This is a genomic window from Methylorubrum podarium (assembly GCF_040270385.1).
GTDB classification, from domain to species: Bacteria; Pseudomonadota; Alphaproteobacteria; order Rhizobiales; family Beijerinckiaceae; genus Methylobacterium; species Methylobacterium podarium.
In genome coordinates this window covers 1-14,257 of the sequence record NZ_JBELQE010000130.1, presented here as the reverse complement: position 1 = coordinate 14,257, position 14,257 = coordinate 1, and the positions used below count along the sequence as shown (strand labels likewise).

Sequence of the window (14,257 nt, the reverse complement as noted above, 5' to 3'; positions counted from 1 at the left end):
AGGTGAACCACCGCCGCGACATCTACCCCGTGTTCCGCGAGCTGTTCGGCCGCAAGAACGCGAAGGCGGAGGCGTGAGAAGCTTTCCCCTCCCCACAGGGGGGAGGGGAGCGCACCGGCACCCCGTGAACCGAACGCGTCAGATCGTATGACCACGCCCCGCCAACCCCGCGAAACCCGCGCCGGCCTCGAGCCGCTGGCGGTGCTGCCCGTCTTCGTGCCGCTGCAGGACAAGCGGGCGGTCCTCGCCGGCTCCAATGGCGGCGCGCCCTGGAAGGTGAAGCTGCTCGCCGCCGCCGGCGCCCGGGTCGATGTCTACGCCGAGGAGCCCAGCGAGGAGCTGCGCGGCGTGCCGGCCGAGATCGCCGCCGGCTCGGTGACGCTGCACGAGCGGCGCTGGACGCCCGAGGATCTCGCGGGCGCGGCCTTCGCCATCGGCGCCATGGAGGACGAGGACGACTGCATCGCCTTCGTTGCGGCGGCGCGGGCGGCCGGCGCCATCGTCAACGCCGTCGATCGGCCGCACCTGTGCGACGTGAAGTTCGGCGCCATCGTCAACCGCTCGCCGCTGGTGGTCGGCATCTCGACCGAGGGCGCCGCCCCGGTCTTCGGGCAGACGGTGCGGGCGCGCATCGAGGCGATGCTGCCGCGCGGCTTCAAGCACTGGGTCGCCGCCGCCCGCGACTGGCGCGAGGCGGTCTCTTCCCGCTTCCACGGCTTTTCCGAGCGGCGCGGCTTCTGGGAGCGCTTCACCGACCGGGCCTTCGCCGAGCCCGACCGCGCGCCCACCGACGCCGACCTCGCCGACCTGATGGGTCAGGCCGAGGCGCTGCCCGCGGGCGGCGCGGTGACCCTCGTCGGCGCCGGGCCGGGCGATGCCGAACTCCTCACCCTCAAGGCCCTGCGCGCCCTGCGCAACGCCGACGTGATCCTCTACGACGACCTCGTCGCCCCCGAGATCCTCGACTATGCCCGCCGCGAGGCCCGGACCATGCTGGTCGGCAAGACCGGCCATGGCCCGTCCTGCCGCCAGGACGACATCAACGCCCTGATGGTCTCGCTGGCGAAGTCCGGCAAGCAGGTAGTGCGCCTGAAATCCGGCGATCCGCTCGTCTTCGGCCGGGCTGGCGAAGAGATCGAAGCCTGCGAGGCGGCCGGCATTCCCTGCACCATCGTCCCCGGCGTCAGCGCCGCCCAGGGGGCCGCGGCGTCCCTCGGCGTGTCGCTCACCCACCGCGACGCGGCCCGGCGCCTGCAATTCGTCACCGGCCACGACCGGCGCGGAGCGCTGCCCGAGGACCTGAACTGGGGCGCGCTCGCCGACGGAAGCGTCACCACCATCGTCTACATGCCCAAGCGCACGCTGCGCGCCCTGCTGGAGCGGGCGGTCGCCGAGGGGCTCGCGCCCGGGACGCCGGCCCTCGTCGTGTTCAACGCCACCCGCGCGAAGCAGGCGACCGTGGCCGGCACCGCCGCCGACCTCGCCGAACGGATCGAGGCCTCGAACCTCGAAGGGCCGGCGCTCCTGATGGTCGGCGAAGCCCTGCGCCGGCACAACGCCCGCGGCGCGGACGCGACCGTCGAGATCCGGGCCGAAGCCTCCTGAAACGCCGCAGGGCCCGCGCGACCCAACTCCCTTGCGGCGTCGCGCGGGCTTGCCGCGCGCTCCCGGCTCTGTGATGGGAGGGGCAGCGCTCTGACCCGCCCCGACGCGCCCGGCCGCCGCCGCGCCGCCTTCCGTCACGCCTTCGAGGACCCCATGCGCCGTCCGTCCCGCAGCGTTCTCCTGCCGCTCGCTGCCTTCGTCGCGGGCCTTGTGGCACTCTCGGTCGCCCTGGTGATGACGCTGGTGCCGCAGCATCCGCAGAGCGGCCCGAGCGGCATCGGCGGGCCGTTCACCCTGGTCAACCAGGACGGGACGACGGTCAGCGAGCGCGACTTCGCCGGCAAGCCCTACCTGATGTTCTTCGGCTTCACCCATTGCCCCGACGTCTGCCCGACCACGCTCCAGCAGATCAGCGACGTAATGGCGGCGCTCGGGCCCAAGGCCGACAGGCTGAAAGTCGCCTTCGTCAGCGTTGACCCTGAGCGCGACACGCCCGAATCTCTCAAGACCTACCTGTCGAGCTTCGATCCGCGCATCACCGGCCTCACCGGAAGCCCGGAGCAGGTGGCGGCGACGGTGAAGAGCTTCCGCGCCTACGCCAAGAAGGTGCCGAGCCAGGGCGGCGACTACACGATGGAGCACACCGCGCTCGTCTACCTGATGGACACCCGCAACGGCTTCGTCGGCGCGGTCAACCTCAACCGGCCGGCGGCGGAGACGGCGGCGGAGCTGTCGAAGCGGATCTGACCGCAACGCGGCCCCGCGGACGCCGCCCGAGCGCTCCGGTGCGGGAGGTGCGGGCCAGCCCGTGCTCGGTCTTGTTCCACCGGTGCGGGTCGCGCAGCCACTCGATCATCGCCATCCACGCCGCGAGGCCGACCAGCCCGTGGTAGAGCGGCAGCAGAGCGACGAAGGGCAGGAGATCGCGCCAGCCCCGCCGCAGGCAGCCGACGATGCCCGGCAGCCAGATCGCCGCGAGGCCGGCGAGGAAGACGGTCCAGGCCCCCGCCCGGGTGAGATGCGCCAGGACCGTGCCCTCGCCCGACGGAGCGAGGAACAGTTCGCCGAGGCTCCCCGCCATCAGGAACGGGTAGAACAGGGCCGAGGCGACGGTGCCCGGCACGAAGGCCAGCGCGCACAGGCTCTCCGCCGGACCGAGACGGCGGTAGACCGCGCGCGGATGCCGGCCGTGGGTGTAGCTGGTCTGCAGGAAGCCTTTCATCCAGCGGGAACGCTGCCGCAGCCACGCCCTGAGGCGCTTCGGCGCTTCCTCGTAGGTGGAGCTCGGCAGGTCGCCGACGCGGTAGCCGGCGAGCGCGAGGCGCAGGCCGAGATCGGCGTCCTCGGTGACGTTCCAGGCGTCCCAGCCGTGCAGCGAGCGGAGCACCCGCGTCCGGAAATGCGTCGAGGTGCCTCCGAGCGGGATCGGCATCCGCCATGCGGCCAGCGCCGGAGCCAGCACGTCGAACAGGGCGGCGTACTCGATCGCGAACAGGCGGGGCAGCAAGCCGTCCGCCTCGTTGTCGATGACGAGACGTCCCTGGAGGCAGGCGGTCGAGGGCGGCGACTGGGCGAACAGGGTCGCCGCGCGCCGGAGCTGGTCCGGCTCGATCACGTCCTCCGCGTCGAAGACGACGAGGTGCTCGCCCCGCGCCAGCGGCAGGGCCACGTTGAGCGCCCGCGGCTTCGTGCGCGGCCGGCCGTCGGGCACCATCACGACCTCGAACCGGGCCGGGAACGGCACCGCGCCGAGCGCGGCGGCCGTCTCCGCGTCGTCGGCCTCCAGCAGGAACTTGATGTCGAGCTTGGCCGCCGGGTAGTCGAGCCGCGCGAGCGTCCGGACGAGGCGCGGCACCACCGCGGCCTCCCGGTAGAGGGCGACGACGACCGTGTAGGTCGGCAGCCTCGCATCATCGAGGAGCACCGGCCGCGGCCCCGCCAGCCCGGCGACGCGGGTGCCGACGGCCGCGAGGCGGAAGGTGAGCAGCGCCAGCATCAGGGCCTGGATCAGCGCCAGCACGACGAAGCCGACGACGCTCGGAAGGCGCAGGAGTGCGACGAAGAGGGCGAGCACGGCCCCGGCGAGCGCGAGGTCCAGAACTTGCGGTCCCGGACGGCAGGACCAGTCCGGCCGCAGACGCCCCAAGGCTTCGGACGCCTCGGCGGCGATGCCCTCGCCGTGCCGGGCGAACACCGCCTGCCTGAGGCGCGTCGGCGTCGTGATGGCCTGCCGGCCCTCCAGCCCCTCCGCCGCCCGGATCAGCCTGCCCACCGCCGCGCCGCGCGGAGCGGCAACGACGAGGGCGGCCGAATCGGGGGCCAGCGGCGCGGCGCCGACGGTGAGGCAGTGCGGGTAGCGCAGGCCGTCGCCCAACCGGATGGGGCCGTCGAGAAACGGGGTCCCGAGCCGCCGGGCCAAAGCCCGGTAGAAGGCGTCCTCGGAGAGAAGGCCGACATGGAGCAGGGCCGTCGCCGCATCGGTCCCGCAGCGGCGGGCGATGGCGCAGGCCCGATCCAGCACCTGCGGCGGCACGCCTTCCTCGGCGAGGAAGGCGACCTCCGCCGGCCAACGCCCGGCAGCCGATGGTTCGAATCCGGCCGACCGAGCCGCGTCCCCTCCGCCCGCGGCCGCCCTGGTTTGGCTGGGAGACGCGTCGACATCACGGAGGTCGGCAAGGTCGTGCAGGAGGCGGCTCCCCGAGACCCTGGGCCGTGCTAGGAAAAGGTATGGGCCTCGACCTTTCCGACAGCGTGTATCGCTCCGTTTCCTCAACCTCCGCGTCAAGATCCCGGTGGGCGTTGCCCGCCGCGATCGGTGGTGTTCTGCTGAGCCTGCTCGCGGGCGTTGCACAGGCACAACAGCCCTCCGCCACCGCCGTCGCGGAACCGCCGGCCGCGGCGATCCCGAACTTCTGGAATCCGCGGGCCCGCGGCGAGCGCGTCGAGGCGCCGCAGACGGGACGGGCGGTGCGGTTCATGACCGACGACGAGTTCCCGCCCCTGCATTTCGCGGGGCCGGACGGGACGCCGACGGGCTTCGCCGTGGAACTCGCCCGCGCGGTCTGCGAGCGGTTGGCGATCACCTGCACCGTCCAGGCGCGCCGGTTCGACACCCTACTCGACGCGCTCGCCGACAAGCAGGGCGACGTGGTGGCCGCCGCCGTGCCCCTGACGGCGGGACTCCGCGCGCGGTTCCTGGCGACGCGGCCCTATTTCCGCTGGCCGGCCCGCTTCATCGCCCGCAAGGATCGCGGCCTGCCCGCCCCCTCGGCGACCGCGCTCGCCGGGCGGAGCGTCGGCATCGTGGAGGGCAGCGCCCACGAGGCCTACCTGAAAGCGTACTTCCCCAAGACGACGCGCAAGACCTTCACCGACCTCTCGGCGGCGGAGAGCGCGCTCAAGCGCGGCGAAGTCGAGTACCTCTTCGCCGACGGCTTGAGTCTCGCGCTCTGGCTGAACGGCCAGGAGGCGGAGAGCTGCTGCGCCTTCTCCGGCGGCGACTACCTCGAGAACCGCTATTTCGGCGAGGGCATCGGCTTCGTGACCCGCACCGACGACGCGGCGCTGGCCCGCGCCCTCGACGATGCGCTGCAGCGGGTGTGGGACGACGGGAAGTACGCCGAGCTTTATCTACGGTTTTTTCCGGTCAGTCCGTTCTGACCTGGGCTGGATCGCCCTAACTGCTGTAGCGTGACGCCGGCACCCCACGGGGCTCGCACGCCCCGGCTGACCTTAAGGCTCGAATGGACCATCCGCGCATGCCGAAGCCGTACAGCACCTCGACCGGACAAGCGCGCCGCCGCGTCGGAGAGCCCAGTCCCTCGCTCCGGGAGAGCGATGTTTCCCTGGAGAGACGACGGAAGCTCGCGCTCAACCGCTTCACCTATAGCGGCGGTTACGACGGCTACGAGGGCCGCATGATCCTGAAGCCCGAACTGCGGCAGGACGGATGGTCCGACGGGTCGCGCTGACGCTTTCCCCTCCCACCGTTTTCGATTGATCACCTCGGGTCCCGCGACCCTCCGTCCTCGCGAGCGGACGCGACGCGATCCAGCGGCGCGACCCGGCCGGAAGCGTCGCGTGCTGGATGGCTTCGGCTTCTCTCTGACGGCGGAGATTCCGGCCCGATACCGGATCGCTGTGCGAGCCCTGTCCCCGGAGTCGAGCGTCAGCGCCGCCCGGCCGCGCGCCGCATCCCGCCGCCGCGGGACAGGCCGGCATCCTCCTCGAACAGCTCCGCGAGTTTTTCCGTCATCGCCCCGCCGAGCTCCTCCGCGTCGATGATCGTCACGGCGCGGCGGTAGTAGCGCGTCACGTCGTGACCGATGCCGATGGCCAGGAGCTCGACCGGCGAGCGGGTCTCGATCTCCTCGATCATGTAGCGCAGGTGGCGCTCCAGGTAGTTGCCGGGATTGACCGAGAGGGTCGAGTCGTCCACCGGCGCACCGTCGGAGATCACCATCAGGATGCGGCGCTGCTCGGGCCGGGCCAGCAGGCGCTTGTGGGCCCAATCCAGCGCCTCGCCGTCGATGTTCTCCTTCAGCAGGCCCTCGCGCATCATCAGCCCGAGATTCTTTCGCGCGCGGCGCCACGGCGCGTCGGCGCTCTTATAGATGATGTGGCGCAGGTCGTTCAGGCGGCCGGGATTGGGCGGCTTGCCGCCGGCGAGCCACGCCTCGCGGGACTGACCGCCCTTCCAGGCGCGGGTGGTGAAGCCGAGGATCTCGACCTTCACGCCGCAGCGCTCCAGCGTGCGCGCGAGGATGTCGGCGCAGGTCGCCGCCACCGTGATCGGGCGCCCACGCATCGAGCCGGAATTGTCGAGCAGCAGCGTGACGACGGTGTCGCGGAAGTCCGTGTCCTTCTCCTGCTTGAAGGAGAGCGGCTGGAACGGATCGGTGACGACGCGCACGAGCCGGGCCGGGTCGAGCTGGCCCTCTTCCAGATCGAAGTCCCAGGCGCGGCTCTGCTGCGCCAGCAGGCGGCGCTGCAGGCGGTTGGCGAGGCGGCCGACCACGCCCTGGAGGTGGGCGAGCTGCTTGTCGAGGTAGCTGCGCAGCCGCGTCAGCTCCTCGGCGTCGCAGAGCTCCTCGGCCTCGACGATCTCGTCGAAGCGCGGGTTGTAGACCCGGTAATCGGGGCCGGTGCGCTCGTTGCCGCGCTGGCTCGGCGGGCGCCAGGATTCGGACGCCTCCTCCGACTCCGAGTCCTCGGCCTCCTCCGGCAGCTCGCCGGAGGGCGCGTCGGCGGATTCGGTCGCGCCCTCGTCGAGTTCGTCGGTGGCCTCGTCGCTCACCTCGATCTCGGCGCGGTCGCCCTGGCTCTTCTCCTCGGCCTCGCCCTCGCTCGGGCTCTGCTCGTCGTCCTGGGCCTGGTTCTCGTCCTCGTCGCTCTCGTCGTCCTGATCGAGCGGGGTCTCGTCGGCCATGTCGAGGGAGGAGAGCAGGTCGCGCACCGAGCGGGCGAAGCTGCGCTGGTTCTCGATCGAGCCGAGCAGCCCGTCGAGGTTCTTGCCGGCCCGCGCCTCGATATGCTCGCGCCACAGATCGACGATCCGGGCGGCGGCGGGCGGCGGCTTCTGGCCGGTCAGGCGCTCGCGCACCATCAGCGCGACGGCGTCCTCCATCGGCGCGTCGGCCCGGTCGGTGATGTTCTCGTACTTGCCGCCGCGATGGTAGCGGTCCTCCAGCATCGCGGTGATGTTGGCGGCCACGCCGTCGAGCCGGCGCGAGCCGATCGCCTCGACGCGGGCCTGCTCGACCGCGTCGTAGACCGCGCGCGCCGCGGCGTTGTCGGGGGCGAGCCGGCGGTGGACGCTCGTGTCGTGGCAGCCGAGGCGCAGCGCCATGGAGTCGGAGTGCCCGCGCAGAATCGCCGCGTCCTCGGCGGTGATCCGCCGGGTCGGCTCGGGCAGGCGCGCCTTGTCGCCGATCAGCGCCGGTCGGTCGCTGGCATAGGTGACCTCGATCTCCGGCCGCTTGGCGATGGCGCGCAGGCAGCCGGCCACCGAGCGCTTCAGCGGCTCGGCGCCGGGTTCCTTGCGATCGCCGGTCTTGGGGCGGTTGGTCAGGGCCATATCTTCGCGGACGCCACCGAATCGAGTTCGAAGGCCCGGTCGGGGCAGCGCCTCGATACCGGGGGACCGGCGCCGTCCCGGCCGCCTGTCGGCGCCGGGACGGCTGTCCGGTCAGCTCAGCGCGACGTTCAGCGCGCTCTCGGGCAGTTCCTTGCCGAAGGCGCGCTGGTAGAACTCGGCCACCAGGGGCCGCTCCAGCTCGTCGCACTTGTTGAGGAAGGTCACCCGGAAGGCGAAGCCGATGTCGCGGAAGATGTCGGCGTTCTCGGCCCAGGTGATGACCGTGCGCGGGCTCATGACGGTCGAGAGATCGCCGTTCATGAAGGCGTTGCGGGTGAGATCGGCCACCCGCACCATGCGGTTGACCGTGTCGCGCCCGCCATCGCTCCGGTAGTGCGGCGACTTCGAGAGCACGATGTCGACCTCGCGGTCGTGCGGCAGGTAGTTCAGCGTGGTCACGATCGACCAGCGGTCCATCTGGCCCTGGTTGATCTGCTGGGTGCCGTGATAGAGGCCGGACGTGTCGCCGAGGCCGACCGTGTTGGCGGTGGCGAACAGGCGGAAGCCCGGATGCGGGCGGATGACGCGCTTCTGGTCGAGCAGCGTCAGGCGGCCGGAGACCTCCAGCACGCGCTGGATCACGAACATCACGTCGGGGCGGCCGGCATCGTACTCATCGAAGACGAGGGCGACGTTGTTCTGCAGCGCCCAGGGCAGGATGCCGTCCTGGAAGGCGGTGACCTGCTTGCCGTCCTGCAGGACGATGGCGTCCTTGCCGACGAGGTCGATGCGCGAGACGTGGCTGTCGAGGTTGATCCGCACGCAGGGCCAGTTCAGCCGCGCCGCGACCTGCTCGATGTGGGTCGACTTGCCGGTGCCGTGATAGCCGGTGACCATGACGCGGCGGTTGCGCGCGAAGCCGGCGAGGATCGAGAGCGTCGTCTCCCGGTCGAAGATGTAGTCCGGATCGAGGTCCGGCACGTGCTCCTCGGGTTCGGAATAGGCCGGCACCTTGAGGTCGAGGTCGATACCGAACACCTCGCGGACGGAAACCTGGCGGTCGGGCAGGGAAGCGGGCGTATCGTCAGACAGCATACGGAACCTCATCGGGGCGGCCGGGACGAGCGTGAAGCCCGCGCGACCGCGCTTTCAATCGTCACTCACCTGCCGGGCGGCCCACAGGGAAGCGGGCGGATGTCTTACTTAATCGCCGCCCCTCGGCATCGCCAAGGGGGCTCAGCCAGAAAGAGGGGCCGGCCCAGAGGACGGCACATCCGGGAAGCCGGCTTCGCGAGGAAGCGGTACCCGATGCATATAGGACGCGCACGGACATTTGCTGCCCCACCCGCCGCCGGACGGATCGGCGCACGGCGCAGGGGCCGCACGCACAGCCCGTGCCGGAGACCGGCACGGCGCGGGCCTCAGCACATCCCGGCCGCGCGCAGCACGTCGTGGGCGCGGATGATGTCGCGCAGGCGATCCTCGAAGGAGCGGTCGCCGCCGTTGGCATCCGGGTGGAAGCGCTTCACCAGCGTCTTGTACTGCGCCTTGATCGCCGCCGTGTCGGCGGTCTCCTCGAGCCCCATCACGTCGAGCGCCTTGCGCACCGCCGCCGAGTGGCGCGGCCGCTGCGGCTCCTGGGGCGCCTGACGCCGGTTCGCGCCGCCGCCGAGCCCGTTGGCCCGCAGGATGCCGAGCGGGTCGGCATAGGCCCAGTCGCGCTCGGCCTCGGGCTTGTCGCCGGGCTTGGCGCCCTTGCCCTCGCCGCCCGCCGCCGGGTTCACGCCCATCGACCATGTCGGCCGATGGCCGATCATCGCGTCCTTCTGATAGGCCTCGACCGCGGCATCGTTCATGCCGTCGAAATAATTGTAGGCGGCGTTGTAGGCGCGGACGTGATCGATGCAGAAGCGCCAGTACTGCCCCTCCTGCTTGCGGCCCTTGGGGGCGCGGTAGAGACCCGGATGGGTGCAGCCCTGCGCCTCGCAGGCCGCCTCGGTCGCCGCCGTTCCGGCACCGGCCCGCGCACCGCCGCGCGTCCCCGCCTTCGCTCCCGACTTGGGATCGTCGCAGGTCGGCTTGATGCGGATGCGGTCGAACAGCGGCGAGTTGAGATCCATGACGGGCCGATTATGAGGGGCGGATGCGCCGACGGGAAGGCCGTCGGGCCTGATGCCGCATGCGCCGATCCGGGGTTGACGCTTTTGTGCCCGGACCGTGCCAGACGGACACTGTCGCAAACACTTTCGAAGCACGTTCGTTCGCAGCGAGGACACGATGACCGGGACCCTGAAGGACTGGATCGCCGGGCGCCTGGACGCCGAACTGGCGCCGACCGCGCTGGATGTCGTGGACGAGTCCCATCTCCACGCCGGCCATGCCGGTGCCCGGCCGGAAGGCGAGACCCATTTCCGGCTCGATGTCGTGTCGGCGGCGTTCGAGGGGAAGAGCCGGGTCGAGCGTCACAGACTCGTCAACGGGCTCCTCGACGATGCGTTTAAGCGCGGATTGCACGCGCTGGCGGTGCGGGCCCGCACCCCCGGCGAGGCGGGCTGATCCTGGGACGGAAGGGCGACCGCCGTGGCGCTCCGCTGCACGCCGCAGATCGAGATCGACGAGGCCGAGATCGAGGAGAGCTTCGTGCGCGCCTCCGGTCCGGGCGGGCAGAACGTCAACAAGCTCTCGACCGCGGTGCAGCTGCGCTTCGACGTGCGCCGCTCCCGCAGCCTGCCCGACGCCGTGGCGGTGCGGCTGATGCGGCTCGCCGGCCGGCGCCTGACGGGGGAGGGCGTGCTCGTCATCACCGCCCAGCGCTTCCGCACGCAGGAGCGCAACCGGGCCGATGCCCGGGAGCGGCTCGCGGCGATGGTGGCGGAGGCGGCGGTGCCGCCGACCCCGCGCCGCGCCACCCGGCCGACCCTGGCCTCGAAGAAGCGGCGCCTCGACGAGAAGAGCCGCCGCAGCGGCGTCAAGCGGCTGCGCGGCGGCCCGGGTGATGATGGGTAGGGCATCGTCCGAAAGGTGGTTGCCGGCTTTCGGAAAGAGACGATGCTCCGGCGATGCAGCGGGCCGCGCTCAGACCGCGGCCGGCACGGTCGCCGTCGGCTTCGCCTCCGGATGGGCGTCCGGCTGCGGGGCGGCGAGGCCCGAGACGTAGGGCGTGTCCTTGAGCAGGAGCGTCAGCACCAGCGAGACCACCGCCAGCAGGGCGGCGAAGCCGGCCGGGAACAGGAAGGCCCGCTCGCCAAACCATCCGTGCAGGAAGCCGCCGACCACGGCGCCGGTGCTGAGCGCGCCCCAGAGCGGCGCCTGCAGCCAGAACGACGGCGCCGGCTTGTGCAGGATCAGGTTGGCCACGCCCGCGCCGAAGCGCACCACCGTTCCGGTGACGTAGGTGATGGCGAGGCTGCGGCCGGCCTCGTCCTGCAGCGTCGCGTTCTGGATGCCGAGCGCCAGCACGATCGGATAGGCGTGGAGCGGGAAGGCCGTGGAGCCGAACGGCACCAGCAGGCCGAGGGCGAACAGAACCGCCTGGATGATGAGCAGGACCGAGAGCCGGAAGCGGCCGGCCCAGGCGGCGATCAGGGTGCCGAGGAAGGCGCCGAAGCAGAACAGGGCGATCACGCTGGCGAAGCGGGTCGTGCCGTCCCAGTCGAAGCCGGCCACGGCCGCGCCGAAGCGCGTGGTGTTGCCGCTCATGAACGACATGAAGAGCTGGGAGAATTCGAGGAAGCCGATCGAGTCGGCGGCGCCGGCGGTGCCGGCCAGCATCAAAGCGAAGGGCACCCGCGTCACGGGACTTGCTGGAAAGGCCTTGTTCGACTCGTCAGCCATCGGGTCCCCTGATGTTGCTCCGCAGCACAACGGTATTACGGCTCGACGGTTGCCCCGATTTCACGCGCTCCGATCAAGTCTTTGTGCAGGATTAAGACGCGTCCTGGGACGTCCATTCGCCTCTGGCGCCGGATGGCGGCCGGGCGCATCTCGATGATGCTCAGGCCGGCCCGTTGCACCGCGGCCGTGAGGTAGGCGTCGGCGTGGGCGTAGCGGCCGTCGGCGCCGAGCACGACACCGGTCTCTTCAGCCTGCGGCGACTGGACGGTGAAGGCGGCGAACCCGCCGGGCCTCAGAGCGCGGGCCATGCCGCTGAGCGTCGGGGCGAGATCGCCGAGGTAGATGAAGACGTCCGCGGCCAGGATCAGGTCGGCCGAGGCGTCCGGTTCGCCGGCGAGGAAGGTGACGAGGTCGGCCTCGACCAGCCGCTGGTAGAGTCCGGTGCGGCCGGCCAACGCCAGCATGGCGAGAGACAGGTCACAGCCCGCCAGATGCCCGGTGCGGCCCGCGAGAGCGCGGCCCATCAACCCGGTGCCGCAGCCGAGATCGAGCACGTTCGGAAAGTGTTGCGATGCACAAGACACGTGCGATGTGAGCACCGCATCGAGCGCCGCGACCATCAGCGCCGGCCCGCAATAGCCGAGTTCGTCCACGAGATGCCGTTCGAAGCGCGGGGCGTAGCCGTCGAACAGCGCGCGGATATAGGCCGGCGACATCGCCGCGAGCGCGTCGCCGCCAGCGAGCGCCACCTGGTGCAGGCGGCTGCCGAGCGCGTCCGCCGGGTCGAGCGCGAGCGCCCGCTCGAAGGCCGCGAGCGCCGCCTGCCGGTCGGACTCGTCGCGGCTCTGCCCGAAGCGGGTTTCGCGGGCGCGGCCGAGCAGGAACCAGGCGGGCGCGTAGCCGGGCGCGAGATCGAGCGCCTGACTCGCCATCTCCGCGGCCGCTTCGGGGTCGCCCTCGGCGAGGCAGGCCTCGGCATAGGCGTAGCGGCGGTCGGCGAGGAGATCGCCCGAGGAGCGTTGGCGGGACATGGCGCGTTTGCGGTGGTGAGAAACGATCCGCCCTATATCCCGGCCGATGTCGCAACGCGCCTCCGATCTCCTGACGCTCACCCGCGAGGGTCTCTATTGTCCGCTCGGGCGCTTCCACGTCGATCCGACGCGGCCCGTCGAGCGGGCGTTGATCACCCACGGCCATGCCGACCACGCCCGCGCCGGCCACGGGACCGTGCTGGCGACGCCCGAGACGCTCCGGATCATGGCCGTGCGCTACGGCGAGGATTTCTGTGCCTCCCGCCAGGAGGCCCGGCTCGGCGAGCGGATGCGCATCGGCGACGTCACCGTGTTCTTCGCACCCGCCGGCCACGTGCTCGGCTCGGCCCAGATCGCGATCGAGCGCGAGGGCAAGGGGCCGCGGCAGCGCATCGTCGTCTCGGGCGACTACAAGCGCGCGCCCGACCCGACCTGCCTCCCCTTCGAGGTGGTGCCCTGCGACGTGTTCATCACGGAAGCCACCTTCGGCCTGCCGGTGTTCCGCCACCCCGACACGCGGGGCGAGGTGCGCAAGCTGATCGAGTCGGTGACGCTGTTCCCGGAGCGCGCCCACATCGTCGGCGCCTACGCCCTCGGTAAGGCGCAGCGGGTGATGGCGCTGCTGCGCGAGGAGGGCTGGGACCGGCCGATCCACCTGCACGGGGCCATGGAGAAGCTGACCGAGCTGTACAAGCGGGAGGGTGTGCCCCTCGGCGAGACGCCGAAGGTGGTGGCCGCGGACCGGAAGGATCTGCACGGCGCCATCGTGCTCTGCCCCCCGTCCTCGATCCAGGATCTGTGGTCGCGCAAATTCCCCGATCCGGTCACCGCCTTCGCCTCGGGCTGGATGCGGGTGCGCGCCCGCGCCCGGCAGAAGGGCGTCGAGCTGCCGCTCGTGATCTCCGACCATTCCGACTGGCCGGACCTGTGCCGGACGATCCTCGACACCGGCGCGGAGGAGGTCTGGGTCACGCACGGACAGGAGGATGCGCTGGTGCATTGGTGCGGGACCCAAGGCATCCGCGCCAAGCCGCTGCACCTGCTCGGCTACGGCGACGACGGCGAGGCGGAGCCGGATCCGGGCCACGACCCGACAATGGCGGAGGCTTCGGCGTGAACGAGTTCGCCCACCTTCTCGACCGCCTCGCCTACGAGCCGCGCCGCAACGCCAAGCTGCGCCTGCTCCAGGATTTTTTCGCCGGCACGCCCGACCCCGAGCGCGGCTGGGCGCTGGCCGCGATGACCGGCGGGCTGACGTTCCGCGAGGCCAAGCCGGCTTTGATCCGCGCCCTGGTGGAGGAGCGGGTCGATCCGGTGCTGTTCGCGCTCTCGCACAACTACGTCGGCGATCTCGCCGAGACGACGGCGCTGATCTGGCCGGGGCCGAACGACAGGGCGGATGCATCCCTCTCTCCCCGCACGCGGGGAGAGGGTCGCGACGACCACGGAACTTGGGTCTACCCAAGATCCGCCCCCCAGGATCCAAGTCGGGCAGGCCCAACTGGGGGCGTCGGCGCGATGGGCGGTAGCGAGGGTGAGGGGGCGCTTCCCGGTGAGGCTCCTTCGGACAAGCCCCCTCACCATCGCCTGCCGGCTCGCTTCGGCGACGACGAGGTCGCCGAAGCCCTCTCCCGGCACGCGGGGAGAGGGGATGCGCACGACACGGAGTGTGCGAGCGGCCTCACCCTCTTCCTCCAGCCCGACCGTGGCC

At 71.5% G+C, this 14,257-nt stretch carries 13 protein-coding genes and 1 pseudogene; 8 read left to right on the top strand and 6 right to left on the bottom strand.

Annotation, left to right across the window (positions count from 1 at the left end; translation table 11 throughout):
• Nucleotides 1-147 precede the first annotated feature (147 nt).
• Nucleotides 148-1,605 carry a siroheme synthase CysG gene (gene cysG / locus ABS772_RS24980; RefSeq protein WP_350397392.1) on the top strand — a complete coding sequence of 486 codons (1,458 nt, stop codon included), beginning with the start codon at nt 148-150 and terminating at the stop codon, nt 1,603-1,605.
• A gap of 153 nt (nt 1,606-1,758) precedes the next feature.
• On the top strand, nt 1,759-2,352 hold the full coding sequence (locus tag ABS772_RS24975; RefSeq protein WP_350397391.1) for an SCO family protein: 594 nt from the start codon (nt 1,759-1,761) through the stop codon (nt 2,350-2,352).
• Here ABS772_RS24975 and ABS772_RS24970 read toward each other — a convergent pair.
• Nucleotides 2,303-4,138, bottom strand: a complete 1,836-nt coding sequence (locus tag ABS772_RS24970; protein ID WP_350397389.1) for a glycosyltransferase family 2 protein — start codon at nt 4,136-4,138, stop codon at nt 2,303-2,305. The two genes, ABS772_RS24975 and ABS772_RS24970, sit on opposite strands and share 50 nt — an antisense overlap.
• Nucleotides 4,139-4,404: 266 nt before the next feature.
• Between ABS772_RS24970 and ABS772_RS24965 the strand changes: the two genes are divergently transcribed.
• Entirely contained in the window at nt 4,405-5,265 is an 861-nt protein-coding gene (locus tag ABS772_RS24965) for a transporter substrate-binding domain-containing protein (RefSeq protein ID WP_407943020.1), read from the top strand.
• 98 nt (nt 5,266-5,363) lie between these two features.
• Entirely contained in the window at nt 5,364-5,576 is a 213-nt protein-coding gene (locus tag ABS772_RS24960) for a hypothetical protein (protein ID WP_350397386.1), read from the top strand.
• A 197-nt stretch (nt 5,577-5,773) separates the two neighbouring features.
• On the opposite strand, the gene cobT is transcribed toward ABS772_RS24960, so the two are convergent.
• The 3 genes from cobT to ABS772_RS24945 form a co-directional block, all read right to left on the bottom strand.
• Complete coding sequence (cobT, locus tag ABS772_RS24955) at nt 5,774-7,681, bottom strand: cobaltochelatase subunit CobT (protein WP_350397384.1); 1,908 nt, start codon at nt 7,679-7,681, stop codon at nt 5,774-5,776.
• Nucleotides 7,682-7,792: 111 nt separating this feature from the next.
• Entirely contained in the window at nt 7,793-8,776 is a 984-nt protein-coding gene (gene cobS, locus ABS772_RS24950; RefSeq protein ID WP_238256934.1) for a cobaltochelatase subunit CobS, read from the bottom strand.
• 326 nt (nt 8,777-9,102) lie between these two features.
• Nucleotides 9,103-9,801, bottom strand: a complete 699-nt coding sequence (locus tag ABS772_RS24945; protein ID WP_238256935.1) for a J domain-containing protein — start codon at nt 9,799-9,801, stop codon at nt 9,103-9,105.
• A gap of 157 nt (nt 9,802-9,958) precedes the next feature.
• On the opposite strand from ABS772_RS24945, the gene ABS772_RS24940 reads away from it, so the two are divergent.
• Both ABS772_RS24940 and arfB read left to right on the top strand, forming a co-directional pair.
• Nucleotides 9,959-10,237 carry a BolA family protein gene (locus ABS772_RS24940; protein ID WP_238256936.1) on the top strand — a complete coding sequence of 93 codons (279 nt, stop codon included), beginning with the start codon at nt 9,959-9,961 and terminating at the stop codon, nt 10,235-10,237.
• Between the two features lie 24 nt (nt 10,238-10,261).
• Complete coding sequence (arfB, locus tag ABS772_RS24935; RefSeq protein ID WP_238256937.1) at nt 10,262-10,687, top strand: alternative ribosome rescue aminoacyl-tRNA hydrolase ArfB; 426 nt, start codon at nt 10,262-10,264, stop codon at nt 10,685-10,687.
• Between the two features lie 69 nt (nt 10,688-10,756).
• Here arfB and ABS772_RS24930 read toward each other — a convergent pair whose 3' ends face one another.
• Nucleotides 10,757-11,515, bottom strand: coding sequence for a YoaK family protein (locus ABS772_RS24930; protein ID WP_350397381.1), 759 nt, complete (start codon nt 11,513-11,515; stop codon nt 10,757-10,759).
• Nucleotides 11,516-11,550: 35 nt separating this feature from the next.
• The gene (locus ABS772_RS24925) at nt 11,551-12,546 is read right to left on the bottom strand and encodes a methyltransferase domain-containing protein (RefSeq protein ID WP_350397380.1); all 996 of its coding nucleotides are present in this window, start codon (nt 12,544-12,546) and stop codon (nt 11,551-11,553) included.
• Nucleotides 12,547-12,592: 46 nt separating this feature from the next.
• Here ABS772_RS24925 and ABS772_RS24920 point away from each other — a divergent pair, with 46 nt between their 5' ends.
• Nucleotides 12,593-13,663 carry a ligase-associated DNA damage response exonuclease gene (locus ABS772_RS24920; RefSeq protein WP_350397379.1) on the top strand — a complete coding sequence of 357 codons (1,071 nt, stop codon included), beginning with the start codon at nt 12,593-12,595 and terminating at the stop codon, nt 13,661-13,663.
• Nucleotides 13,660-14,257 (top strand): annotated as a pseudogene (locus tag ABS772_RS24915) (hypothetical protein); the annotation flags it as partial. The gene ABS772_RS24920 and the pseudogene ABS772_RS24915, both read left to right, overlap by 4 nt.

What these genes read in the sequence shown, in the direction of transcription:
- cysG (WP_350397392.1), top strand. Translation starts at nt 148, where the DNA reads ATGACCACGCCCCGCCAACCCCGCGAAACCCGCGCCGGCCTCGAGCCG.
- ABS772_RS24975 (WP_350397391.1), top strand. Translation starts at nt 1,759, where the DNA reads ATGCGCCGTCCGTCCCGCAGCGTTCTCCTGCCGCTCGCTGCCTTCGTC.
- ABS772_RS24960 (WP_350397386.1), top strand. Translation starts at nt 5,364, where the DNA reads ATGCCGAAGCCGTACAGCACCTCGACCGGACAAGCGCGCCGCCGCGTC.
- cobT (WP_350397384.1), bottom strand. Translation starts at nt 7,681, where the DNA reads ATGGCCCTGACCAACCGCCCCAAGACCGGCGATCGCAAGGAACCCGGC.
- cobS (WP_238256934.1), bottom strand. Translation starts at nt 8,776, where the DNA reads ATGCTGTCTGACGATACGCCCGCTTCCCTGCCCGACCGCCAGGTTTCC.
- ABS772_RS24945 (WP_238256935.1), bottom strand. Translation starts at nt 9,801, where the DNA reads ATGGATCTCAACTCGCCGCTGTTCGACCGCATCCGCATCAAGCCGACC.
- ABS772_RS24940 (WP_238256936.1), top strand. Translation starts at nt 9,959, where the DNA reads ATGACCGGGACCCTGAAGGACTGGATCGCCGGGCGCCTGGACGCCGAA.
- ABS772_RS24930 (WP_350397381.1), bottom strand. Translation starts at nt 11,515, where the DNA reads ATGGCTGACGAGTCGAACAAGGCCTTTCCAGCAAGTCCCGTGACGCGG.
- ABS772_RS24925 (WP_350397380.1), bottom strand. Translation starts at nt 12,546, where the DNA reads ATGTCCCGCCAACGCTCCTCGGGCGATCTCCTCGCCGACCGCCGCTAC.
- ABS772_RS24920 (WP_350397379.1), top strand. Translation starts at nt 12,593, where the DNA reads ATGTCGCAACGCGCCTCCGATCTCCTGACGCTCACCCGCGAGGGTCTC.